Origin of the sequence: Pseudomonas sp. Pc102 (assembly GCF_018408275.1) — a bacterium.
GTDB lineage: Bacteria > Pseudomonadota > Gammaproteobacteria > Pseudomonadales > Pseudomonadaceae > Metapseudomonas > Metapseudomonas tohonis.
Window position 1 is genome coordinate 1,709,720 of sequence record NZ_AP021905.1, and the last position, 21,754, is coordinate 1,731,473.

The window sequence follows — 21,754 nt, forward strand, 5'->3', positions numbered from 1 at the left end:
TCACTCCACCGCTGGCGACAGGAACAGCTCGGTCGGGTTCTGCACGATGCGCAGGTGCCGCCGCTCGCCGGGCTGGATCAGAACCGACTGCGGGCGCCCGGTGAGGTTGCCGGCGCAGTAGCCGGAAGGGCTCTGGGCGACGTTCAGGGTCATCTCGCCGGCCGGCACGCTCAGGCTGATGGCCTGCCCGGCGGAAATCTGCGCCACCAGTTCGTCCTGCAGGTAGAGGCCGACCTCGCAGGCATTGGCCGCATTCTCGTCACGGCTGACCACCAGTTCCGCCAGCGAATCGGGGGCCGGCTGCAACTGGCCTTCCAGTGCGCCGGCCGCGTTCACGAGAGGCGCCAGGCCCCCGAGAGCCAGGCAGAGCAGGGTGGGGCGGATCATTTTCATCGGCGATTCCTTTTCTTGGGGCTTACCGGTTCGACTGCACGGGGCCTGGCTTGCTCCCGCAGTTTTCGTCGGGAGGATTCTGCGGCGGCCGGCTCCGCGCTTACACTACGCGCCCTTTTTTCCAAGGTTTCCCTTATGCAAATCGCCCTGGCGCCCATGGAGGGCCTGGTCGACGAGATTCTCCGTGACGTGCTGACCCGCGTGGGTGGCATCGATTGGTGCGTCAGCGAGTTCATCCGCGTCTGCGACCGCCTGCTGCCCGCCAGCACCTACCAGAAGCTCGCCCCCGAGCTGGAGAGCGGGTCGCGCACCCGCGCCGGTACTCCGATGCGGGTGCAGCTGCTGGGTTCCGACCCGGTGTGCCTGGGGGAGAACGCGGCCTACGCCTGCGAACTGGGCGCGCCGGTGATCGACCTCAACTTCGGCTGCCCGGCCAAGACGGTGAACAAGTCCCGTGGCGGTGCCGTGCTGCTCAAGGAGCCCGAGTTGCTGCATGCCATCGTCAGCGGTGTGCGTCGCGCGGTGCCGGCGGCCATCCCGGTGACGGCGAAGATGCGCCTGGGCTTCGACAGCCCCGATGGCGCGCTCGATTGTGCCCTGGCCCTGGCCGAAGGCGGCGCCTCGCAACTGGTGGTGCACGCGCGCACCAAGGTCGAGGGCTACAAGCCGCCGGCCCACTGGGAATGGGTGGCGCGGGTGCAGGATGTGGTCAAGGTGCCGGTGTTCGCCAATGGCGAAGTCTGGACCCTGGATGACTGGCGGCGCTGCCGCGAAGTCAGTGGCGTCGAAGACATCATGCTCGGCCGTGGGCTGGTTTCGCGCCCCGGCCTGGCCCGGCAGATCGCCGCTGTGCGTGACGGCGCGACGCCGGAGGACATGAGCTGGGAGGAGTTCCAGCCGCTGCTCCGTGATTTCTGGCGCCAGGCGCGGCGCAAGCTCGCCCCGCGCTACGCACCGGGGCGCCTCAAGCAGTGGCTGGGCATGCTCACCCGCACCTACCCCGAGGCCGTGGTGCTGTTCACCGAGATCCGCCGGGAAAGCGACTGCTCGCGCATCGACGCCCTGCTGGGCATGCCGAGCCTGGAGCGGGAGCTGGCGGCGGCCTGAGATACGAAGCCCAGCGCCAGGCGCGCCGTGGCGGCGCCTATGCCCCGGCTGGCGCCGGTGATCAGCATGACCTTGTGCATGAGTCCTCCGTGGAAGGGTGGGGCCTTGAAATCATTTCCGGCATCCCTATCTAGGGGAATGCGGGATGCCGAAGTCGGGTCCCGCGACTTTAGACCTTGCTGATTATTCAGGAGAGATTGTCATGACCAGCGCATTTTCCCTCGCTCCGCTGTTCCGCCATTCCGTAGGCTTCGACCGGTTCAACGACCTGTTCGAATCGGCCCTGCGCAACGAGAGCGGCAGCACCTACCCGCCTTACAACGTCGAGAAGCACGGTGACGACCAGTACCGCATCGTGGTCGCCGCGGCCGGCTTCCAGGAAGAAGACCTGGAGCTGCATGTCGAGCGCGGCGTACTGACCGTCAGCGGCGGCAAGCGCGATAACGGCGCCGAAAGCGTGACCTACCTGCACCAGGGCATCGCCCAGCGCGCCTTCAAGCTGTCGTTCCGCCTGGCCGACCACATCGAGGTGCGTAACGCGGGGCTGCAGAACGGCCTGCTGAACATCGACCTGGTACGCATCGTGCCGGAAGAGGCCAAGCCCAAGCGCATCCCGATCAACGGCCCCCGTCCGGTGCTGGAAAACTGATCCGACGCGCAAGCGGCACGAGAAAGGGCGCCCCAGGGCGCCCTTTCTCATTGGGGCGGCTGGCGCTCAGCCCTGTTGGCGGTTCCTGGCCAGCAGCGCGCGGAACTCGTCCAGCGGCACCGGCTTGCTGAACAGGTAGCCCTGGTACAGGTGGCAGCCCTGCTGCTCGAGGAAGTCCAGTTGCTCCCGCTGCTCCACCCCCTCTGCCACCATGCCCAGCCCCAGGCTGCGCGCCATGGCGACGATGGCGCGGATGATCTCGGCGTCGTTGGGGTCGTTGGTGGCGTCGCGGACGAACGACTGGTCGATCTTCAGCACATCCACCGGCAGGCGCTTGAGGTAGGTCAGCGACGAGTAGCCGGTGCCGAAGTCGTCCATGGCGAAGCTGACGCCGAGCTTCTTCAGGCGGCGCATCTTGCCGATGGTGTCGTCGAGGTTCTGGATGACGATGCCTTCGGTGATCTCCAGCTTGAGGATGCTGCGCGGCAGGTGGGTATCGGCCAGGCTCTTCTCGATGCGCTCGACGAAGTCGCTCTGGCGGAACTGCCGTGGGCTGATGTTCACGCACAGGCTGAAGTCATCGGCGCTGGCCAGCCCCTCGGCGAACAGTTGCCCGCAGGCGCGGCAGGCTTCGGCCAGTACCCAGCTGCCCACCTCGACGATCAGGCCGCTTTCCTCCAGCACCTGGATGAACTGCGCCGGCGATTGCGGGCCGAGCGTCGGGTGCTTCCAGCGCAGCAGGGCCTCGGTGCCGATCACGCGGTTGTCCCGGGCATCCACCTGGGGCTGGAAGTGCAGCTCGAACTCGCCGCGCACCAGCGCCAGGCGCAGGTCGTTCTCCAGCCGCAGGCGCTCGCTGGCGGCTTCCTGCATGGTCGCGCGGAACAGCTGGATGGCGTTGCGCCCGGAGTCCTTGGCCCGATACAGGGCGATGTCGGCGCGCTTGAGCAGGTCGGCGGGTGTCTCGCCATGATCGGGGATCAGCGCCACGCCCATGCTCGGCGTCACCTGCAGGTGGTGGCCGTCCAGCAGCATGGGCTCGGCCAGCAGCTTGCGCAGCTTGTCGGCGATCTGCCGCACCTGGCGCGTCACTTCCGAGCGCTTGCCCTCCAGGCCGGTGAGCAGCACGACGAATTCGTCACCGCCCAGGCGCGCCACGGTGTCCTCCAGGCGCACGCTGGCTTCCAGGCGCGCGGTGACCATCTTCAGCACCGAGTCGCCCACCGGGTGGCCGAGGGAATCATTGATGTGCTTGAAGTGGTCGAGGTCGAGGAACAGCAGGGCGCCACGCAGCTTGTGGCGCTTGAGCAGGGCGATCTGCTGGGTCAGGCGGTCCATCAGCAGTGCGCGGTTGGGCAGGTTGGTCAGCGGGTCGTGGTAGGCCAGGTGCTGGATCTGCGCCTGGGCGTCCTTCAGCGCGCTGATGTCGCGGGCGGTCAGCAGCAGGCAGGCCTTGCCGTCCAGGTCGATCTGCTCGACCGACACCTCCACCATCTTGCGCGTGCCGTCGCGGTGCTGGCCGGACATCTCCAGGTGGTGCGCGCGGCCGTCGCGGCGCATGACCTCGACCAGGCGCTGGCGCTCCTCGGGGCGGGCCCAGATGTTCAGGTCATGGGCGGTGCGCCCGATGACTTCCTCGGCGCTGTAGCCGGTGAGGCGGCAGAACCCCTCGTTGACCTCGATGTAGCGGCCGGTGTCGCGCTCGGTGATGGTGATGGCGTCCGGGCTGGAGTGGAACGCCTTGGCGAACTTCTCCTGGCTGGCCTTCAGGGCGGCCTCGGCCTGCTGGCGCTCGGTGATGTCGCGGAAGGTGGTGGTGATGCACAACTGGCGATCGACGCGGATGAAGCGGCTGGACACCACGCAGGTCAGCGTCCGTCCGTCCTGGGTCAGGTACTGGGCCTCGACGTTGTCCAGGCCTTTCTCGCGCATCAGCTCGCGTGACAGGCGGTCGCGTTGCTGCAGGTCGACCCAGAAGGCGATCTCCGGTGCGCAGCGGCCGACGATCTCGTCCGGCCGCCAGCCGAACACCTCGGTGAAGCTGGGGTTGATCTCGATGAAGGCGCCATCGCGCACGCGGGTCACGCAGATGGGGTCGGGGCTGGCCTGGAACAGGGTGACGAACTTCTCCTCCGAGGCCGCCAGGCGCTGCTCGCGGCGCACCCGCTCGGTGATGTCGATGAGGATGCCGGCCATGCGCAGCGGCTCGCCGGTTTCGTCGCGGTAGAGCTTGGCGGTGCTTTCCAGGTAGTGGATCTCACCGTTGGCGAAGCGCGAGCGGTAGGTGAACTGGTAGTCCTTGGTCACGCCGGTCAGCAGGTCCTGGTAGGCCTGGCGCATGGCCATCTGGTCTTCCAGCGGCACGAAGCTGAAGAAGTTCTTGAAGTCGCCCTCGTAGGGCTCGGCCGCCAGCCCGTGCAGGGCGGAGGCGCGCGCCGAGCCATACAGGCAACTGCTGGGGATGTGCCAGTCCCAGGTGCCCAGGTCGGCGGACTCCAGGGCCAGCGCCAGGCGTTCCTGGCTTTCCTTGAGGGCGCGCTCCTGCGCGCGCATGCGGGTGATGTCGCGCACCGTCAGCACCAGGCAGGTGCGGCCGTTGAGCTGGATCTGGTCGCCGTAGAGCAGGTTGGTGCTGACGCTGCCGTCACGGCCGCGCAGTTGCACTTCGAGGCCGTCCAGGGTGCCTTGGCGGTCGAAGTCATCGAGCATCTCGCGGCGCTGCCCGGCATGCACCCAGATGCCCAGTTCCAGGGAGCTGCGGCCGATCGTCTCGCTGGCGTCCCAGCCGAACTGGCGCTGGAAGCCGGGGTTGGCCTCGATGAAGCAGCCGGTCTCGCGGTCGGTGATGACCACGGCGTCGGGCGTGCTGCGGAAGGCCTTGGAGAATTTTTCCTCGCTGGTGCGCAGGGCGGCTTCGGCGCGCTTGCGCTCGGTGGTGTCGAGGAAGGTGCTGATGAGGAAGGACTCGCCCTCCAGTTCGATGAACTGGCTGGACAGCACGCCGTCGAGCACGCGCTGGTCGCGGGTGCGCAGTTGTACTTCCTGGACGATGGGGTCGTCCGAGTCGCTGCGGCTGCGATACAGCAGCTCGCGCTGCTGCGGGTGGACCCAGATGCCCAGCTCCGCCGTGCTGCGGCCGACCACTTCGGTCGCCGGCCAGCCGAACACGCTCTCGAAGTGCTGGTTGGCCTCGGTGATGATGCTGCCCTCCAGGCGCACCAACAGCACCACATCGGGGCTCAGGTGGAACAGGCTGGAGAAGCGCCGCTGGGAGTTCTCCAGAGCTTCGGCGCGTTCCTGCTGCTCGGTCACGTCGCGGATCACGCCGATGATGCGCTTGCGGCCATCGGCATCCTGCTGCGGGCTGCCGCTGATCTCCAGCCAGTGCAGGCTGCCGTCGGGCCAGCGGATGCGGTGGCGGAAGGCGCGCTCGGGGTGGGCGCCCGAGAGCACGCGTGCGAAGAGTTCGAGGACTCCGGCGCGATCCTCTTCGGGAATCAGCTCGATGTAGTCGACCTGGGTACGCAGCGGGCGCTTGGGATCGAGACCGAACAGCGCCTGCGCCCCCCGCGACCAGTTGACCCGGCCGCTGGCGATGTCCCAGTCCCAGGCACCCAGGCGTGCGCCATTGAGGGCGGCGAGCAGGCGCTGCACGTCCTGCCAGCTCTGCTCGAATTCGGCTGGGTCGAGGGCGGGGATGTAGGGCAGCGGCGGATGGTCAGTTGGCTTGGACATGGTGGCCCCTTCCGGTCCGGTGACTGCAATCTGGCGGGAGGACAGGTGGGAGTGGGCGGGGTGGACAGGGCATGCGCGGGCCTTTTCTTATCGTTATGCGGCTCACGTTAGCCCCAGCCTCGGGGACTACGCAAGGTGATCGCGCTGGGCGTCGAGCAGCGCCATGAAGGCCTTGGCCGCGTTCGACAGGGTGCGGTCCGTGTGCAGGATGTAGCCGAGCTTGCGGCTCAGCTGGATGTCCTGCAGCGGCAGGCGGACCACCTGTTCGTCGAGCATGGTGCGCGGTAGCACGCTCCAGGCCAGGCCGATGGAAACCATCATCTTGATGGTCTCCATGTAGTTGGTGCTCATGCCGATGTTGGGCGTCAGCCCCTCGGCCTCGAACAGGCGCCGCACGATGTGGTGGGTGAAGGTGTTGCCACCGGGGAACACCGCCGGGTGCTTGGCCACGTCGGCGAGGAAGATGGTCTTGTCGCGGGCCAGCGGGTGCTCCGGGGCGGCGACGAAGTCCAGGGCGTCGTCCCAGACCGGCACCGCCTGCACCGGCAGCGCGGTTTCCGGGGCCAGGGTGATTACCGCCAGCTCGGCGCGGCCATGCAGGATTTCCTCGTAGGCGACCTCGGAGTCCAGGAACTGGATGTCCAGCGCCACCTGCGGGTAGGCACGGGTGAAGGCGCGCAGCAGCGGCGGCAGGCGATGCAGGCCGATGTGGTGGCTGGTGGCCAGGGTCAGGCGGCCGCTGATGTCGCCGGACAGGTTGGAGAGGGCGCGACGGGTGTCGTCCAGCACATTGAGGATCTGGTAGGCCCGCGGCAGCAGGGCGCGGCCGGCCTCGGTCAGCCCCACTTCGCGGCCGAGGCGGTCGAACAGGCGCACGTTCAGCTGCTGCTCCAGGGAGGCGATGCGCTTGCTCACCGCCGGCTGGGTCAGGTGCAGGCGCTCGCCGGCTTCGGAGAAGCTGCCGGTTTCGGCGATGGCGATGAAGGCATTGAGGCTGGCGAGATCCATGGCGCTGGGGCTCCGGGCCGCGTGGGCGGCGGGTGTGCGGGAGAGGGCAGTCGCATGGGTGGCGGTCGACTGCGGGGCTATCGATTCCTTGTAGGAATCCATTGGATAAAAAATATGAATTTGAGTTATTCATGTCAAATCCCTAGGATCATCCCCACAAGCCAAGGGGCCTTTTTGTCCAATGAGAGCCCCGGCATGGAAACAAGCTGATGAGGAACGCCCGATGGCCGGCAAGACGCTCTACGACAAGCTCTGGGAAATGCACGAGGTGAAGCGCCGCGACGATGGTTCGTCGCTGATCTACATCGACCGCCACATCCTTCATGAAGTGACCTCGCCCCAGGCGTTCGAAGGCCTGCGTCTGGCCGACCGCAAGCCGTGGCGCATCGACGCCAACATCGCCACCCCGGACCACAACGTGCCGACCACCCGCGCCGAGCGTCAGGGGGCCTCGAGGCCATCGCCGACGAGGTGTCGCGCATCCAGGTGCAGACCCTCGATGAGAACTGCGACGACTTCGGCATCCTCGAGTTCAAGATGAATGATGTGCGCCAGGGCATCGTCCACGTGGTCGGCCCGGAGCAGGGCGCCACCTTGCCGGGCATGACCGTGGTCTGCGGCGACTCGCACACCTCCACCCACGGTGCCTTCGGTGCGCTGGCCCACGGCATCGGCACCTCCGAGGTGGAGCATGTGCTCGCCACCCAGTGCCTGATCGCCAAGAAGATGAAGAACATGCAGGTGCGCGTGGAGGGGACGCTGCCCTTCGGCGTCACCGCCAAGGACATCGTGCTCGCGGTGATCGGCAGGATCGGCACCGCCGGCGGCAACGGCCACGCCCTGGAGTTCGCCGGCAGCGCCATCCGCGATCTGTCCATGGAAGGCCGCATGACCATCTGCAACATGTCCATCGAGGCAGGTGCCCGCGTGGGCATGGTGGCGGTGGACGAGAAGACCATCGCCTATGTCGAGGGCCGCCCCTTCGCACCCAAGGGAGCGGACTGGGAGAAGGCCGTGGCGGTCTGGCGCGGCCTGGTTTCCGACGCCGACGCCCACTTCGACACCGTGATCGAGATGCGTGCCGAGGACATCATTCCCCAGGTCAGCTGGGGCACCTCGCCGGAGATGGTGCTGCCGGTCGACCAGCGCGTGCCGGACCCGGCCGTCGAGGCCGACCCGGTCAAGCGCGACTCCATCACCCGCGCCCTCAAGTACATGGGCCTGGCCGCCAACCAGGCGATCACCGATATCCAGCTGGACCGCGTGTTCATCGGCTCCTGCACCAACTCGCGCATCGAAGACCTGCGCGCCGCGGCGGAAGTGGCCAAGGGTCGCAAGGTCGCCGCGACCGTCAAGCAGGCGATGGTGGTGCCGGGCTCGGGCCTGGTGAAGCAGCAGGCCGAGCGTGAGGGGCTGGACAAGATCTTCATCGAGGCGGGCTTCGAATGGCGTGAGCCGGGCTGCTCGATGTGCCTGGCGATGAACCCGGACCGCCTGGAAAGCGGCGAGCATTGCGCCTCCACCTCCAACCGCAACTTCGAAGGCCGCCAGGGTGCCGGTGGGCGTACCCACCTGGTCAGCCCGGCCATGGCCGCCGCAGCCGCCGTCAACGGCCGCTTCGTCGATGTTCGCGAGATGCTCAAGTAAGGAGAGCGAGATGAAAGCCTTCACCCAACACACCGGTCTCGTCGCTCCGCTCGATCGTGCCAACGTCGACACCGACCAGATCATCCCCAAGCAGTTCCTCAAGTCGATCAAGCGCACCGGCTTCGGCCCGAACCTGTTCGATGAGTGGCGCTACCTGGACGTCGGCCAGCCGAACCAGGACAACTCCAAGCGCCCGGTGAACCCGGACTTCGTCCTCAACTTCCCCCGTTTCCAGGGCGCCAGCGTGCTGTTGGCCCGTGAGAACTTCGGCTGCGGCTCCTCCCGCGAGCATGCGCCGTGGGCCCTCGAGGAATACGGCTTCCGCGCCATCATCGCGCCGAGCTACGCCGACATCTTCTTCAACAACAGCTTCAAGAACGGCCTGCTGCCGATCATCCTCAAGGATGAAGAGGTGGACGAGCTGTTCAAGCAGTGCGAAGCGGAGGAGGGCTACCGGCTCACCGTCGACCTCGCCGCGCAGACCGTGACCCGCCCGGACGGCAAGACCTATTCCTTCGACGTGGACGCCTTCCGCAAGCATTGCCTGCTCAACGGCCTGGACGACATCGGCCTGACCCTGCAGGACGCGGACGCCATCCGCGCCTTCGAGAGTGGCCATCGCCAGGCGCAGCCCTGGCTGTTCCGCGACGCCTGAGGCGAGGACGCGAGATGAGCGACAAGGCCCATGTGCAGGTGGTGCAGCGCCAGTTCGGCGAGCAGGCCAGCGCCTACCTGAGCAGCGCCGTGCATGCCCAGGGCGCGGAGTTAGCGCAGTTGCAGGCAGCGGTCGCGGGCCGGGGCGATGCGCGGGTGCTCGACCTCGGTTGCGGCGCGGGCCATGTCAGTTTCCATGTCGCGCCGCTGGTCGGCGAAGTGGTGGCCTACGACCTGTCGCAGCAGATGCTGGATGTGGTCGCCGCGGCTGCCTCCGAGCGTGGCCTGGGTAACGTGCGCACCGAGCGCGGGGCGGCCGAGCGCCTGCCTTTCGCCGACGCCAGCTTCGATTTCGTCTTCAGCCGTTACTCCGCGCACCACTGGAGCGACCTGGGCCTGGCCCTGCGCGAGGTGCGCCGGGTGCTGAAACCGGGCGGCTGCGTTGCCGTCATCGACGTGGCGTCGCCGGGCAGCCCGCTGCTCGACACTCACCTGCAGGCGGTGGAAGTGCTGCGCGACACCAGCCATGTGCGCGATTATTCCGTCGCCGAGTGGTTGCGTCAGGTCAGCGAGGCGGGACTGTTCGTCGAGCGTCATGCGCGTCAGCGCCTGCGCCTGGAGTTCGGCTCCTGGATCACGCGGATGCGTACGCCCGATGTGTTCCGCGATGCCATCCTGGCCCTGCAGAAGGCGGTGGGCGAGGAAGTTCGCGCGTATTTCGAGATCACCGAGGACGGCTCCTTCAGTACCGACGTGCTGGTGCTGTGGGCCACCCAATAACCGAGCGCCAGGCTGCAGGCTCCAAGCGACACGTACTTGGGGCCTGCGACTTGGGGCGTGACGCTTTTTTCCGAAGGAAAGACTCATGAGCAAACAGATTCTGGTTCTCCCTGGCGACGGCATCGGCCCGGAAATCATGGCCGAGGCGGTCAAGGTGCTGGAGCTGGCCAATGACAAGTTCCAGCTCGGCTTCGAGCTGACCCACGACGTGATCGGCGGCGCCGCCATCGACAAGCATGGCGTGCCGCTGGCCGACGAGACCCTGGAGCGTGCGCGCCAGGCCGACGCCGTGCTGCTGGGCGCCGTGGGTGGGCCGAAATGGGACAAGATCGAGCGCGACATCCGCCCGGAGCGCGGCCTGCTGAAGATCCGCTCGCAACTGGGCCTGTTCGCCAACCTGCGCCCGGCCATCCTCTATCCGCAACTGGCGGATGCTTCCAGCCTCAAGCCGGAAGTGGTCTCGGGCCTGGATATCCTCATCGTCCGCGAGCTGACCGGCGGCATCTACTTCGGCCAGCCGCGCGAGCAGCGCGTGCTGGAGAACGGCGAGCGCCAGGCGTATGACACCCTGCCGTATGCCGAGAGCGAAATCCGCCGCATCGCCCGCGTCGGCTTCGACATGGCCCGCGTGCGTGGCAAGAAGCTGTGCTCGGTGGACAAGGCCAACGTGCTCGCCTCCAGCCAGCTGTGGCGCGAAGTGGTGGAGGAGGTGGCCAAGGGCTACCCGGACGTCGAGCTGTCGCACATGTACGTCGACAACGCGGCCATGCAGCTGGTGCGTGCACCCAAGCAGTTCGATGTCATGGTCACCGACAACATGTTCGGCGACATCCTGTCGGATGAGGCTTCCATGCTCACCGGCTCCATCGGCATGCTGCCTTCCGCCTCCCTGGACGCGAACAACAAGGGCATGTACGAGCCGTGCCACGGTTCTGCGCCGGACATCGCCGGCCAGGGCATCGCCAACCCGCTGGCGACCATCCTTTCGGTCTCGATGATGCTGCGCTACAGCTTCAACCAGGGCACCGCCGCGGATGCCATCGAGAAGGCCGTGAGCAACGTCCTCGACCAGGGGCTGCGCACCGGCGACATCTTCTCCGCCGGTACCACCAAGGTCGGTACCCAAGCCATGGGCGATGCAGTGGTCGAGGCCCTGCGTAATCTGTAATCTGTCGGGCCCGCTGCATGGCAGCGGCCCACTTTTTCCCTGAAAGGTGTAGTTGTCATGAAGCGTGTAGGTCTGATCGGTTGGCGCGGCATGGTGGGTTCCGTACTCATGCAGCGGATGCTGGAAGAGCGGGATTTCGACCTGATCGAGCCGGTTTTCTTCACCACCTCCAACGTCGGCGGGCAAGGCCCGGCGATCGGCAAGGACGTCGCTCCGCTGAAGGATGCCTACAGCATCGATGAGCTGAAGAGCCTCGACGTGATCCTGACCTGCCAGGGTGGCGACTACACCAGTGAAGTCTTCCCCAAGCTGCGCGAGGCCGGCTGGCAGGGCTACTGGATCGACGCCGCCTCCAGCCTGCGCATGCAGGATGACGCGGTCATCGTCCTCGATCCGGTCAACCGCCGCGTGATCGACCAGCAGCTGGACGCCGGCACCAAGAACTACATCGGTGGCAACTGCACCGTCAGCCTGATGCTGATGGCCCTGGGCGGCCTGTTCGAAGCCGGCCTGGTGGAGTGGATGAGCGCCATGACCTACCAGGCCGCCTCCGGCGCCGGTGCGCAGAACATGCGCGAGCTGATCAAGCAGATGGGCGCCACCCACGCCGCGGTCGCCGATGACCTGGCCAACCCGGCCAGCGCCATCCTCGACATCGACCGCAAGGTGGCCGAGACCATGCGCGGCGAAGCCTTCCCGACCGAGAACTTCGGCGTGCCGCTGGCTGGCAGCCTGATCCCCTGGATCGACAAGGAGCTGCCCAACGGCCAGAGCCGCGAAGAGTGGAAGGGCCAGGCCGAGACCAACAAGATCCTCGGCCGCTTCAAGAGCCCGATCCCGGTGGACGGCATCTGCGTGCGCATCGGCGCCATGCGCTGCCACAGCCAGGCGCTGACCATCAAGCTGAACAAGGATGTGCCGATCGCCGACATCGAAGGGATGATCAGCCAGCACAACCCCTGGGTGAAGCTGGTGCCGAACCAGCGCGAGATCAGCATGCGCGAGCTGACCCCGACCGCCGTGACCGGCACCCTCAGCGTGCCGGTGGGCCGCCTGCGCAAGCTCAACATGGGTTCGCAGTACCTGGGCGCCTTCACCGTCGGCGACCAACTGCTGTGGGGCGCGGCCGAACCGCTGCGCCGCATGCTGCGCATCCTCCTGGAGCGTTGATCGATCCGGGGCGCCGATGAGGCTCGTCGGCGCCCGGTTTCCCTCGATTGCCTGCGTGCGGGGCGGCGGTTAAAGTGCCGCTCCCGTTTCGCCAGAGGCAATGTCCATGAGCCAGTCCTTCGATATCGCCGTTGTCGGCGCCACCGGCACCGTTGGCGAAACCCTCGTCGAGCTCCTCGCCGAGCGTGAATTCCCCATCGGCACCCTGCACCTGCTGGCGAGCATCGAGTCCGCCGGCGCCTCCGTGCCGTTCCGTGGCAAGAACCTGCGCGTGCGCGATGTCGCCGAGTTCGATTTCTCCCAGGTACGCCTGGCCTTCTTCGCCGCTGGCGAAGCGGTGAGCCGCAGCTTTGCCGATCGCGCCAGCCAGGCGGGCTGTGCGGTGATCGACCTGTCCGGGGCGCTGGATGACGCCAAGCCTCTGGTGCCCGAAGCCAATGCCGGCCTGCTGGGCGAACTGGCCCCTCCTTATAGAGTGAGCAGCCCGAGCGCGTCCGCCGTGGCGTTGGCCTGCGCGTTGGCTCCTCTGGCCTCCCTGGGCATCGAGCGGGTCACCGTCACCGCCTGCCTCGCGGTTTCCAGCCGTGGGCGCGAAGGCGTCAACGAACTGGCCCGGCAGACCGCCGAGTTGCTCAATGCTCGCCCGCTGGAGCCGCGCTTCTTCGATCGCCAGGTGGCTTTCAACGTCCTCGCCCAACCCGATGCGGTGGACGGGGACGGGCACGCGCAACTGGAAAGAAGACTGGCACGCGAATTGAAAGCGCTGCTCATCGCCCCGACGCTGGACGTGGCCGCCACCTGCGTACTCGTGCCGGTGTTCTTCGGCGACAGCCTGAGCGTCTCGCTGCAGGTGCGCGAGGACGTCGATCTGGCTCGTGTGCTGGAACGACTGGAGGCTGCGCCCGGCATCGAACTGGTCGAGCGGGACGACTACCCGACGGCAGTAGGTGACGCTGTGGGGCAGGATGTGATCTACGTCGGCCGGGTGCGAAAAGGGCTGGAAGACCCGCGCCAAGTCAATTTGTGGATTGCGTCTGATAATGTGCGAAAAGGCGCTGCACTCAACGCCGTACAGTCCGGCGAGTTATTGATAAAACACTATCTGTAAAAGATACTTACCTGAAAATTTGAAGAACTTTTCTAGCTTGACAATACTGGTTTAGTTTTCATCGCTGACGGGGAACCGCTATGGCGTGTTGTGGCAGCGATCAAAATACTCTCTCGTTCGGCCGAGAAAAAAAGATAAAACAAGGGATTACGCTATGATTCGGGTTCGCAAACTGGTGCTGGCAATTGCGGCTGCTTCGGCGCTGACCTCCGGCATGGCACATGCTCTGGGGCTCGGGGAAGTGACCCTGAAGTCCGCCTTGAATCAGCCGCTGGTGGCTGAGATCGAGTTGCTCGAGGTCCGCGACCTGGCTTCCAACGAAGTCGTTCCGAACCTGGCTACGGCCGAGGAGTTCAGCAAGGCTGGTGTCGATCGCCAGTACTTCCTGACCGACCTGAAGTTTACGCCGGTGCTCAAGCCCAACGGCAAGAGCGTGATTCGCGTTACCTCCAACAAGCCGGTGCGCGAGCCCTACCTCAATTTCCTGGTGGAAGTGCTGTGGCCCAATGGCCGCCTGTTGCGCGAATACACCCTGCTGCTGGACCCGCCGACCTATTCCCCCGAAACCACCGCCGCCGTCATGCCGAGCATGCCCATCGCCGCTCCGGCCCAGGCGCCGCGTCCGGCCGCTGCCGCCCCGCGCCCGAGCACCAGCCCGGCCGCCCAGGCTCCGCGTGCTTCCGCTCCGGTAGCGCCGGCCGCTTCCACCGCCAAGGCGGGCGCCGAGGAATACAAGACCACCGGTAGCGACACCCTCTGGGAAATCGCCCAGCGCAATCGCTCCAGCGGCTCCGTACACCAGGCCATGCTGGCCATCCAGGACCTGAACCCGGATGCCTTCGTCGGCGGCAACATCAATCGCATGAAGAGTGGCCAGGTGCTGCGCATGCCGACCGATGCGCAGATCGCCAGCCGTTCGCAATCCGAAGCCATCGCCCAGGTCGCCGCTCAGAACGCCGCCTGGCGTGACGGCAGCGCGGTCGCGGGCAGTGCCGGTCAGCGCCAGCTGGACGCCACCAAGCGCGCCACTGCCGGCGCCGCTCCTGCCAAGACCGAAAGCAAGGACAGCCTGCGCCTGCTCTCCGCCGACAGTGGCAAGTCCACCTCTGGCAGCGAGAAGGGTGCCGGCAACGGCAACAACAAGGCCCTGTCCGAGAAGCTGGCGGTCACCCAGGAAAGCCTGGACACCACCCGTCGCGAGAACGACGAGCTCAAGGGTCGGATGAGCGACCTGCAGAGCCAGCTGGACAAGCTGCAACGCCTCATCCAGCTGAAGGACGACCAACTGGCCAAGCTGCAGGGCGACCTGGCGAAGAAGCCCGAAGCCGCCGCCCCGGCGACTCCGGCCACGCCGACCCCGGCAACGCCAGCCGCTTCCGCCACTCCGGCGGCTCCGGCTGCCGAACAACCCGCAGCGGTGCCGGCTACTCCGGCACCCGACGCTACCCAGGCCACTCCCCCGGCCGGGCAGGCGCCGGACTACAACTACAACGAGGAGCCGGCTGCACCTGATGCAGCCGCCCAGTCCCAGAACCAGCAGCCGGCCAGTGAGCCGGCTGATGCCGTTGAAAAACCTGCCGCTCCGGCCGAAGCCGCCAAGCCGGTCGAGCCTGCGCCGGTTGCCGCCGCGCCCGCTCCGGTCGAGCCCGAAGCCGAGCAGCCCGGTTTCATCGACGACCTGATGGGCAACCCGATGCTGCTGGGCATCGCCGGTGGCGGCGCGCTGCTGGCGCTGCTGGTCGCCCTGATGATCCTGTCCCGTCGCAATGCGATGAAGGAAGCCGAGCTGCAGAGCAGCCTGGCTGCCCAGGATGACGACACCCATTTCGACAACGACCTGGACATCCAGGACAACGCCTTCGCCGGCCTCGAGAACGAGCCCGCCGTAGCGGCCGCCGCGCCTGCCCAGGCCGAAGAGCGCGTCACCGCCCAGACTGGCGACGCCATCAGCGAAGCCGATATCTATATCGCCTACGGTCGTTTCAACCAGGCTGCCGAGCTGCTGCAGAACGCCATCAATGACGAGCCGCACCGTGCCGACCTGCGGCTGAAACTGATGGAGGTCTACGCCGAACTGGGTGACCGTGACGGCTTCGCCCGCCAGGAAAGCGAGCTGCGTGAGATCGGCGGTGCCTACGCCGAAGTCGACCAGCTCAAGGCCAAGTACCCGGCCATGGCGCTTGCCGCCGCTGCAGGCCTGGGCTTCGCCGCCAGCTCTTCCGCTGCGGACGACCTGGACAGCTTCAGCCTCGACGACCTGACCCTGGACGAGCCCGCCGCTCCCGCTGCCCCGGCGCCCGCCGCCGCGGAGTCGGATCTGGACGATGCCTTCGACCTGAGCCTCGACGAGTTGGAAGCTGACCTCGATCGCGACCTGCAGGCGTCCGCCGGCAACGATGCGCTGGCCGGCCTGGACGATCTCGACCTGAGCCTCGACGAACCCGCCGCCCCGGCTGCGAGCCTCGACGACGAGCTGGGCTTCGACCTGGAACTGGACAGCAAGCCGCTGGCGGAAGAGCCTCTGGACCTGGGCGACGATCTCGCCGACTTCAGCCTGGATCTGGAATCCGACACCAAGCCGACCGTAGCCGAGGAAGACGACTTCCTCCTCAGCCTCGACGACGAGCTGGGCCTGGGTGGGGCCGAACCCGCCGTCGAGCCGGCCAAGGAAGAAGCCGCTTCCGCCTTCGAACTGCCGTCCGACTTCGACCTGTCGATGCCCGAGGACGAGCCAGCCACCGAAGTGGACGCGCCGCTTTCCGACAGCTTCGCCGCCAAGCTGGATGAAGTGACCGCCGAGCTCGACCAGCTCGCCGAGAGCCTCGACCAGCCGCCGGCAGAAAGCGCACCGGCCAGCACCGCCGCTCCGGCGCTGGACCTGGATGGCGAAGACGACTTCGACTTCCTCTCCGGAACCGACGAAACCGCCACCAAGCTCGATCTGGCCCGCGCCTACATCGACATGGGTGACACCGAAGGCGCCCGCGACATCCTCGACGAAGTGATGGCCGAGGGCAGTGAGAACCAGCAACAGGAAGCGCGCGAGCTCATCGCCCGTATCAGCTGATCAATGACCCAAGCAGTACCCACAACGGCAGCCGACTCGGCTGCCGTTGGCATTTACAGAATCGCCCTCGGCGTCGAGTACAAGGGCTCCCGCTATCGCGGCTTCCAGCGCCAGCGCGCCGGGGTTCCGTCGGTCCAGGAGTGCCTGGAGAAGGCCCTGTCCAAGGTGGCCGGCGGCGCGCCGGTGACGCTCAGCTGTGCCGGCCGCACCGATGCGCTGGTGCATGCCAGCGGCCAGGTGGTGCACTTCGACACGCCGGTCCAGCGCTCCATGCATGCATGGGTCATGGGGGCGAACATGAACCTGCCGGGCGACATCAGCGTGGCCTGGGCCCAGGAGATGCCGCGGCACTTCGATGCGCGCTTCAGCGCCATGGCGCGGCGTTACCGCTACGTCATCTACAACGACCAGATCCGCCCGGCGCACATGGCCGAGGAGGTCACCTGGAACCATCGGCCGCTGGATGTCGAGCGCATGCGTGAGGCCGCTGCCCACCTGGTGGGCACCCATGACTTCAGCGCATTCCGTGCCCGCCAGTGCCAGGCCAAGTCGCCGATCAAGACGGTGCACCACCTGCGCCTGAGCGAGCATGGGCGCTTCATCGTCCTGGACATTCGCGCTAACGCTTTCCTCCACCACATGGTGCGCAACTTCGCCGGGGTATTGATGACCATCGGTGCCGGCGAGCGGCCGCCGGAGTGGGCCCGTGAAGTGCTGGAAAGTCGCGTCCGGCGTACCGGCGGTGTCACCGCGCATCCGTATGGGTTGTACCTGGTGGAAGTGGAATACCCCGAGGAGTTCCAGCTGCCCAAGCGCTACATCGGGCCGCATTTCCTTTCCTGGCTGCCGGAAAACCCGGGCTGACGCTCCGCCGAGCCTTTGCTACCATCCAGCATCTTTTACCCACCCGGTGCCAGCAACTTGCCAGCCGTTCGCATCAAAATCTGTGGCATCACCCGCGTCGAGGACGCCCTGGCGGCGGCTGCGGCCGGGGCCGATGCCATCGGCATGGTGTTCTATCCCGCCAGCCCGCGCGCGGTCACGGCCCAGCAGGCCCAGGCGATAGTCGCGGCGCTGCCGCCCTTCGTCACCACTGTCGGCCTGTTCGTCGACATGCCCGCCGCCGAGCTGGCGGCCATCCTCGATGTGGTTCCCCTCGACCTGCTGCAGTTCCATGGCGACGAGACGCCGGATGCGTGCTCGGGCCATGGCCGCCCCTATATCAAGGCGCTGCGGGTCCGGCCCGGCGATGACGTGGCCGCCCGCGTACGTGAATTCCCCGATGCCTCGGGCGTGCTGCTGGACACCTATGTCCCCGGCATCCCGGGTGGTACGGGCGAGGCGTTCGACTGGAACCTCGTCCCGGCCGAGCTGGACAAACCCGTGATACTCGCAGGCGGCCTCACCCCGGAGAATGTCGGGCTGGCCGTTGCCCAGGTCAGGCCGTATGCCGTGGATGTCAGCGGCGGCGTGGAAGCGAGCAAGGGCATCAAGGACCATGACAAGGTGCGGGCCTTCATCGATGCGGCAAGAGCGGCATGCTGAACCCGTCGCCCGCATATGTGACGGCGCCGCTCGCGCTGCCGTCCATAACCCAGTTGCCCGGGCACGCGCGCATGCGCGCGTTGTCGGAACGGGCCGATTTTGCTTTTCGCGACGGCGCCATGCCGGCTTCCGTCGCCCAGATGGCCGGGGATTGCCCGGCGACGCCGAGCGGGGCAGGGCGCACCATCGCCATCCCGCTGGTGCCGCCAACCCCGTCCGCAATCGTGAATTCGCTCAAGAACATGCGCAGGGCTCCGGGCCGCTAGCGCGTGTTCGGGCCTGAAGCTATGGAGAACGAGAGCATGAGCAACTGGCTGGTAGACAAGCTGATCCCTTCGATCATGCGTTCCGAGGTGAAGAAGAGCTCGGTTCCTGAAGGCCTCTGGCACAAGTGCCCGTCCTGCGAGGCCGTGCTGTACAAGCCCGAGCTCGAGAAGACCCTCGACGTCTGTCCCAAGTGCAACCACCACATGCGCATCGACGCGCGCACCCGCCTGGACATCTTCCTCGACGCCGAGGGCCGCGAGGAGCTGGGAGCCGAGCTGGAACCGGTGGACCGCCTCAAGTTCCGCGACAGCAAGAAGTACAAGGACCGCATCACCGCTGCCCAGAAGGACACCGGCGAGAAGGACGCGCTGATCGCCATGAGCGGCAGCCTGGAAGGCATGCCCATCGTGGCGTGTGCCTTCGAGTTCTCGTTCATGGGGGGCTCCATGGGCGCGGTGGTCGGCGAGCGTTTCGTCCGCGCCGCCAACGTCTCCCTGGAGAAGCGCTGCCCGCTGGTGTGCTTCTCCGCCTCGGGCGGTGCGCGCATGCAGGAAGCGTTGATCTCCCTGATGCAGATGGCCAAGACCTCTGCGGTACTGGCGCGCCTGCGCGAAGAAGGCATTCCCTTCATCTCCGTGCTCACCGACCCCGTCTATGGCGGTGTTTCCGCGAGCCTGGCGATGCTCGGTGACGTGATCGTCGCCGAACCCAAGGCGCTGATCGGCTTCGCCGGTCCCCGCGTAATCGAGCAGACCGTGCGCGAGAAGCTGCCCGAAGGCTTCCAGCGCAGCGAGTTCCTGCTGGAGCACGGCGCCATTGACATGATCATCCCCCGTCAGGAACTGCGCGCCCGCCTATCGCGGCTGTTGGCGCAGTTCATGCGTCTACCCTCACCGGCCACTGCATGACCCAACGAACCCTCGCCGACTGGCTCGCGTACCTCGAGCAACTCCACCCCACAGCCATCGACATGGGGCTGGATCGCAGCCGCCAGGTCGCCCAGCGACTCGGCCTGCACAGGCCGGCGCCGCTGGTGGTCACGGTTACCGGGACCAACGGCAAGGGTTCGACCTGCGCCTTCCTCGCCTCCTTGTTGAGGGCGCAGGGCCTCAAGGTCGGGGTGTACAGCTCCCCGCACCTGCTCACCTACAACGAGCGCGTACAGATCGATGGCCTCGACGCCAGCGACGCTGCGCTCTGCGAGGCCTTCGCCGCCGTGGAGGCTGCGCGTGGCGACGTCTCCCTGACCTATTTCGAGATGGGCACCCTGGCGGTCTTCTGGCTGTTCGAGCGCAGCGGGCTCGACGCCGCGGTGCTCGAAGTCGGCCTCGGCGGCCGCCTGGATGCGGTCAACCTGGTCGATGCCGACCTGGCGCTGGTCACCAGCATCGGCATCGACCATGCCGACTGGCTCGGCGACACCCGTGAAAGCGTCGCCTTCGAGAAGGCCGGCATCTTCCGTGCCGGCAAGCCTGCCCTCTGCGGCGACCTCGATCCTCCTGCACCGCTCATCGAGCAGGCCGCGACCCTGGGCGCTCCCTTCATCCTGCGCGGGCGTGACTACGACCTGGCGGTGGGCGAGGGCGCCTGGCATTGGCGGGGCGTCGACCGGAAGGGCCAGCTGCGCCAACTGCACGACCTGCCGCTGCTCGACCTGCCCCTGGAGAATGCCGCGCTGGCCCTGCAGGCCTACTCGCTGCTGGGCCAAGCGTGGGACGAGGCCACCATCACCCAGGCGCTGCAGGCCACCCGGGTCACCGGCCGCCTGGATCGCCGCTCGCTGAAATGGCGTGGCAAGTCACTCACGCTGCTGCTGGATGTTGGGCATAATCCCCACGCTGCCGGCTACCTGGCCGAGCGCCTGCGCGCCCGTCCGGTCGCGGGTCGCCGCCTCGCGGTGTTCGGCCTGCTGGCCGACAAGGACCTGCCCGGCGTGCTCGCGCCGCTCAAGGACGTGCTGCCCGACTGGGCGGTGACCACCCTGCCGTCGACGCGCAGCCGACCGGCCGCCGAGTTGCAGGCCGCGTTGCTCGCCCTGGGCGTCACGGCGAGCAGCCATGCGGACGTGGCTGCGGCGCTGGACGCGCAGTGCGAGAAGGCCGGGGAGGGGGATGAAATCCTGGTGTTCGGATCTTTCTATTGCGTGGCCGAGGCGCTGGCCTGGCTCGCGCATCAGGCTTAAGGGGGAGTGGCTGTGCTGGACAAGGGACTCAAGCAACGCATCGTCGGTGCCCTGGTGCTGCTGGCGCTGGCGGTGATCTTCCTGCCGATGCTGTTCACCCGAGAGGACGAGCTGCGCCAGGTGCGCATCGACGCCCCGGCCATGCCGCAGACCCCGGAGATGCCGCCGGTGGAGATGGAAACCGTGCCGGTTCCCGAGCCGCAGGTGTTGCCTGAAGAGCCCGTCCCGCCGCTGGATGGCTCCGGCCAGGCCAGTGCCCTGCCCGTCGCCCCTACAGAGCAGCCCGGCACCCCCGTGCAACCGGCCCAGCCCCAGGCCCCCGCGCAACCCCAGGCCCAGCCGCAGCAGGCCCAGGCCGTGCCGCCGGCCGCCACCCCGCCCAAGGCGGAAGAAAAGCGCCTGGACCCGAACGGCCTGCCGGTCAGCTGGTCGATCCAGCTCGCCAGCCTGTCCAACCGGGCCAGCGCCGAGAAGCTCCAGCAGACCTTGCGCAACCAGGGCTACAACGCCTATATCCGCAGCGCGGACGGCATGAACCGGGTGTTCGTCGGCCCGGTCATCGAGCGCGCGGAGGCCGACAGGCTGCGTGACTCCCTGAGCCGCCAACAGAAGCTCAACGGCTTCATCGTTCGCTTCCAGCCCGAAAAAGGCTGATTCGCTCGCTCTATCAGAGCAATCTGATCCGCGGGTTACCGGAGTGACGGGGCTCTGCTAAAATGCAGCGCCTTTTCTGTTCGTGAGCTGCATACGTGGCATTCACCTGGGTCGATTGGTCGATCATCGCCATCATCGCCATTTCCAGTCTGATCAGTCTGAAGCGCGGCTTCGTCAAGGAAGCGCTTTCACTGCTCACCTGGATCATCGCCGGCATAGTCGCCTGGATGTTCGGCGGGGCCTTGTCACAACACCTCACCGAGTTCATCGAAATGCCGTCGGCGCGCGTGATTGCGGCCTGCGCCATTCTCTTCATCGCCACCCTGCTCGTGGGGGCGTTGGTCAATTTCCTGATCGGTGAGCTGATCAGGGTCACCGGCATGGACGGCACCGACCGCTTCCTCGGCATGGTCTTCGGCGCGGCGCGCGGGGCTTTGCTGGTGGTCGTGCTGGTTGGCCTGCTGAGCCTGGCGCCGGTGCAACAGGATCCTTGGTGGCAGCAGTCCACGCTGCTGCCGCATTTTCTCATGGTCGCCGACTGGTCGAAGAACCTGATTCTGGGCTTCACCAGCCAGTGGCTTGCCGGCAGCGTCAGCGCACCAAGCTGAGCCGCCAAACAA

General features: G+C 66.9%; 18 protein-coding genes and 1 pseudogene. 15 read left to right on the top strand and 4 right to left on the bottom strand.

The annotated features are described in order from the left end of the window. A complete protein-coding gene (locus tag PHLH3_RS08070; RefSeq protein ID WP_213628834.1) occupies positions 1-393 on the bottom strand; it encodes a hypothetical protein in 393 nt (130 codons plus the stop codon). A gap of 135 nt (positions 394-528) precedes the next feature. Between PHLH3_RS08070 and PHLH3_RS08075 the strand changes: the two genes are divergently transcribed. Beyond that, positions 529-1,500 (top strand): tRNA-dihydrouridine synthase, encoded by a 972-nt coding sequence (locus tag PHLH3_RS08075; RefSeq protein WP_213628835.1) that lies wholly within the window; start codon positions 529-531, stop codon positions 1,498-1,500. A gap of 202 nt (positions 1,501-1,702) precedes the next feature. Continuing rightward, positions 1,703-2,149 carry an Hsp20 family protein gene (locus tag PHLH3_RS08080; protein WP_213628836.1) on the top strand — a complete coding sequence of 149 codons (447 nt, stop codon included), beginning with the start codon at positions 1,703-1,705 and terminating at the stop codon, positions 2,147-2,149. Positions 2,150-2,215: 66 nt separating this feature from the next. Here PHLH3_RS08080 and PHLH3_RS08085 read toward each other — a convergent pair whose 3' ends face one another. Further along, complete coding sequence (locus PHLH3_RS08085) at positions 2,216-5,884, bottom strand: PAS domain S-box protein (RefSeq protein ID WP_213628837.1); 3,669 nt, start codon at positions 5,882-5,884, stop codon at positions 2,216-2,218. 126 nt (positions 5,885-6,010) lie between these two features. Continuing rightward, entirely contained in the window at positions 6,011-6,892 is an 882-nt protein-coding gene (locus tag PHLH3_RS08090; protein ID WP_111259524.1) for a LysR family transcriptional regulator, read from the bottom strand. Between the two features lie 259 nt (positions 6,893-7,151). Here PHLH3_RS08090 and leuC point away from each other — a divergent pair. The 9 genes and pseudogenes from leuC to PHLH3_RS08135 all read left to right on the top strand — a co-directional run bounded on the left by leuC (position 7,152) and on the right by PHLH3_RS08135 (position 18,031). Further along, positions 7,152-8,539, top strand: a pseudogene (gene leuC, locus PHLH3_RS08095) (3-isopropylmalate dehydratase large subunit). Positions 8,540-8,549: 10 nt separating this feature from the next. Then, positions 8,550-9,194 (top strand): 3-isopropylmalate dehydratase small subunit, encoded by a 645-nt coding sequence (gene leuD, locus PHLH3_RS08100; protein WP_213628838.1) that lies wholly within the window; start codon positions 8,550-8,552, stop codon positions 9,192-9,194. A 14-nt stretch (positions 9,195-9,208) separates the two neighbouring features. Beyond that, positions 9,209-9,973 carry a class I SAM-dependent methyltransferase gene (locus tag PHLH3_RS08105; protein WP_213628839.1) on the top strand — a complete coding sequence of 255 codons (765 nt, stop codon included), beginning with the start codon at positions 9,209-9,211 and terminating at the stop codon, positions 9,971-9,973. Between the two features lie 85 nt (positions 9,974-10,058). Beyond that, positions 10,059-11,141: a 3-isopropylmalate dehydrogenase gene (gene leuB, locus PHLH3_RS08110; RefSeq protein WP_213628840.1), complete on the top strand. Its 1,083-nt coding sequence runs from the start codon at positions 10,059-10,061 to the stop codon at positions 11,139-11,141. A gap of 57 nt (positions 11,142-11,198) precedes the next feature. Next, entirely contained in the window at positions 11,199-12,311 is a 1,113-nt protein-coding gene (asd, locus tag PHLH3_RS08115) for an aspartate-semialdehyde dehydrogenase (RefSeq protein WP_173177175.1), read from the top strand. 106 nt (positions 12,312-12,417) lie between these two features. After that, entirely contained in the window at positions 12,418-13,419 is a 1,002-nt protein-coding gene (locus PHLH3_RS08120) for an aspartate-semialdehyde dehydrogenase (RefSeq protein ID WP_213628841.1), read from the top strand. Positions 13,420-13,573: 154 nt separating this feature from the next. Further along, entirely contained in the window at positions 13,574-16,486 is a 2,913-nt protein-coding gene (locus tag PHLH3_RS08125) for a FimV/HubP family polar landmark protein (protein WP_213628842.1), read from the top strand. A gap of 3 nt (positions 16,487-16,489) precedes the next feature. Continuing rightward, a complete protein-coding gene (gene truA / locus PHLH3_RS08130) occupies positions 16,490-17,350 on the top strand; it encodes a tRNA pseudouridine(38-40) synthase TruA (RefSeq protein WP_111259427.1) in 861 nt (286 codons plus the stop codon). A gap of 57 nt (positions 17,351-17,407) precedes the next feature. After that, a complete protein-coding gene (locus tag PHLH3_RS08135; RefSeq protein ID WP_213628843.1) occupies positions 17,408-18,031 on the top strand; it encodes a phosphoribosylanthranilate isomerase in 624 nt (207 codons plus the stop codon). Here PHLH3_RS08135 and PHLH3_RS08140 read toward each other — a convergent pair. Beyond that, entirely contained in the window at positions 18,003-18,275 is a 273-nt protein-coding gene (locus PHLH3_RS08140) for a hypothetical protein (RefSeq protein ID WP_213628844.1), read from the bottom strand. The genes PHLH3_RS08135 and PHLH3_RS08140 overlap by 29 nt on opposite strands. 58 nt (positions 18,276-18,333) lie before the next feature. Between PHLH3_RS08140 and accD the strand changes: the two genes are divergently transcribed. The 4 genes from accD (at position 18,334) to PHLH3_RS08160 (ending at position 21,742) form a co-directional block, all read left to right on the top strand. Further along, positions 18,334-19,206, top strand: coding sequence for an acetyl-CoA carboxylase, carboxyltransferase subunit beta (gene accD, locus PHLH3_RS08145; protein WP_111259424.1), 873 nt, complete (start codon positions 18,334-18,336; stop codon positions 19,204-19,206). Continuing rightward, positions 19,203-20,480, top strand: a complete 1,278-nt coding sequence (gene folC, locus PHLH3_RS08150; protein WP_213628845.1) for a bifunctional tetrahydrofolate synthase/dihydrofolate synthase — start codon at positions 19,203-19,205, stop codon at positions 20,478-20,480. Before accD ends, folC begins: the two co-directional genes overlap by 4 nt. 6 nt (positions 20,481-20,486) lie before the next feature. Next, positions 20,487-21,134 carry an SPOR domain-containing protein gene (locus PHLH3_RS08155; RefSeq protein ID WP_213628846.1) on the top strand — a complete coding sequence of 216 codons (648 nt, stop codon included), beginning with the start codon at positions 20,487-20,489 and terminating at the stop codon, positions 21,132-21,134. 95 nt (positions 21,135-21,229) lie between these two features. Next, positions 21,230-21,742 carry a CvpA family protein gene (locus PHLH3_RS08160; protein WP_021218569.1) on the top strand — a complete coding sequence of 171 codons (513 nt, stop codon included), beginning with the start codon at positions 21,230-21,232 and terminating at the stop codon, positions 21,740-21,742. Positions 21,743-21,754: the final 12 nt, after the last annotated feature.

Coding starts and splice junctions, on each gene's coding strand:
- PHLH3_RS08070 (WP_213628834.1), bottom strand. CDS start 393: ATGAAAATGATCCGCCCCACCCTGCTCTGCCTGGCTCTCGGGGGCCTG.
- PHLH3_RS08075 (WP_213628835.1), top strand. CDS start 529: ATGCAAATCGCCCTGGCGCCCATGGAGGGCCTGGTCGACGAGATTCTC.
- PHLH3_RS08080 (WP_213628836.1), top strand. CDS start 1,703: ATGACCAGCGCATTTTCCCTCGCTCCGCTGTTCCGCCATTCCGTAGGC.
- PHLH3_RS08085 (WP_213628837.1), bottom strand. CDS start 5,884: ATGTCCAAGCCAACTGACCATCCGCCGCTGCCCTACATCCCCGCCCTC.
- PHLH3_RS08090 (WP_111259524.1), bottom strand. CDS start 6,892: ATGGATCTCGCCAGCCTCAATGCCTTCATCGCCATCGCCGAAACCGGC.
- leuD (WP_213628838.1), top strand. CDS start 8,550: ATGAAAGCCTTCACCCAACACACCGGTCTCGTCGCTCCGCTCGATCGT.
- PHLH3_RS08105 (WP_213628839.1), top strand. CDS start 9,209: ATGAGCGACAAGGCCCATGTGCAGGTGGTGCAGCGCCAGTTCGGCGAG.
- leuB (WP_213628840.1), top strand. CDS start 10,059: ATGAGCAAACAGATTCTGGTTCTCCCTGGCGACGGCATCGGCCCGGAA.
- asd (WP_173177175.1), top strand. CDS start 11,199: ATGAAGCGTGTAGGTCTGATCGGTTGGCGCGGCATGGTGGGTTCCGTA.
- PHLH3_RS08120 (WP_213628841.1), top strand. CDS start 12,418: ATGAGCCAGTCCTTCGATATCGCCGTTGTCGGCGCCACCGGCACCGTT.
- PHLH3_RS08125 (WP_213628842.1), top strand. CDS start 13,574: ATGATTCGGGTTCGCAAACTGGTGCTGGCAATTGCGGCTGCTTCGGCG.
- truA (WP_111259427.1), top strand. CDS start 16,490: ATGACCCAAGCAGTACCCACAACGGCAGCCGACTCGGCTGCCGTTGGC.
- PHLH3_RS08140 (WP_213628844.1), bottom strand. CDS start 18,275: ATGTTCTTGAGCGAATTCACGATTGCGGACGGGGTTGGCGGCACCAGC.
- accD (WP_111259424.1), top strand. CDS start 18,334: ATGAGCAACTGGCTGGTAGACAAGCTGATCCCTTCGATCATGCGTTCC.
- folC (WP_213628845.1), top strand. CDS start 19,203: ATGACCCAACGAACCCTCGCCGACTGGCTCGCGTACCTCGAGCAACTC.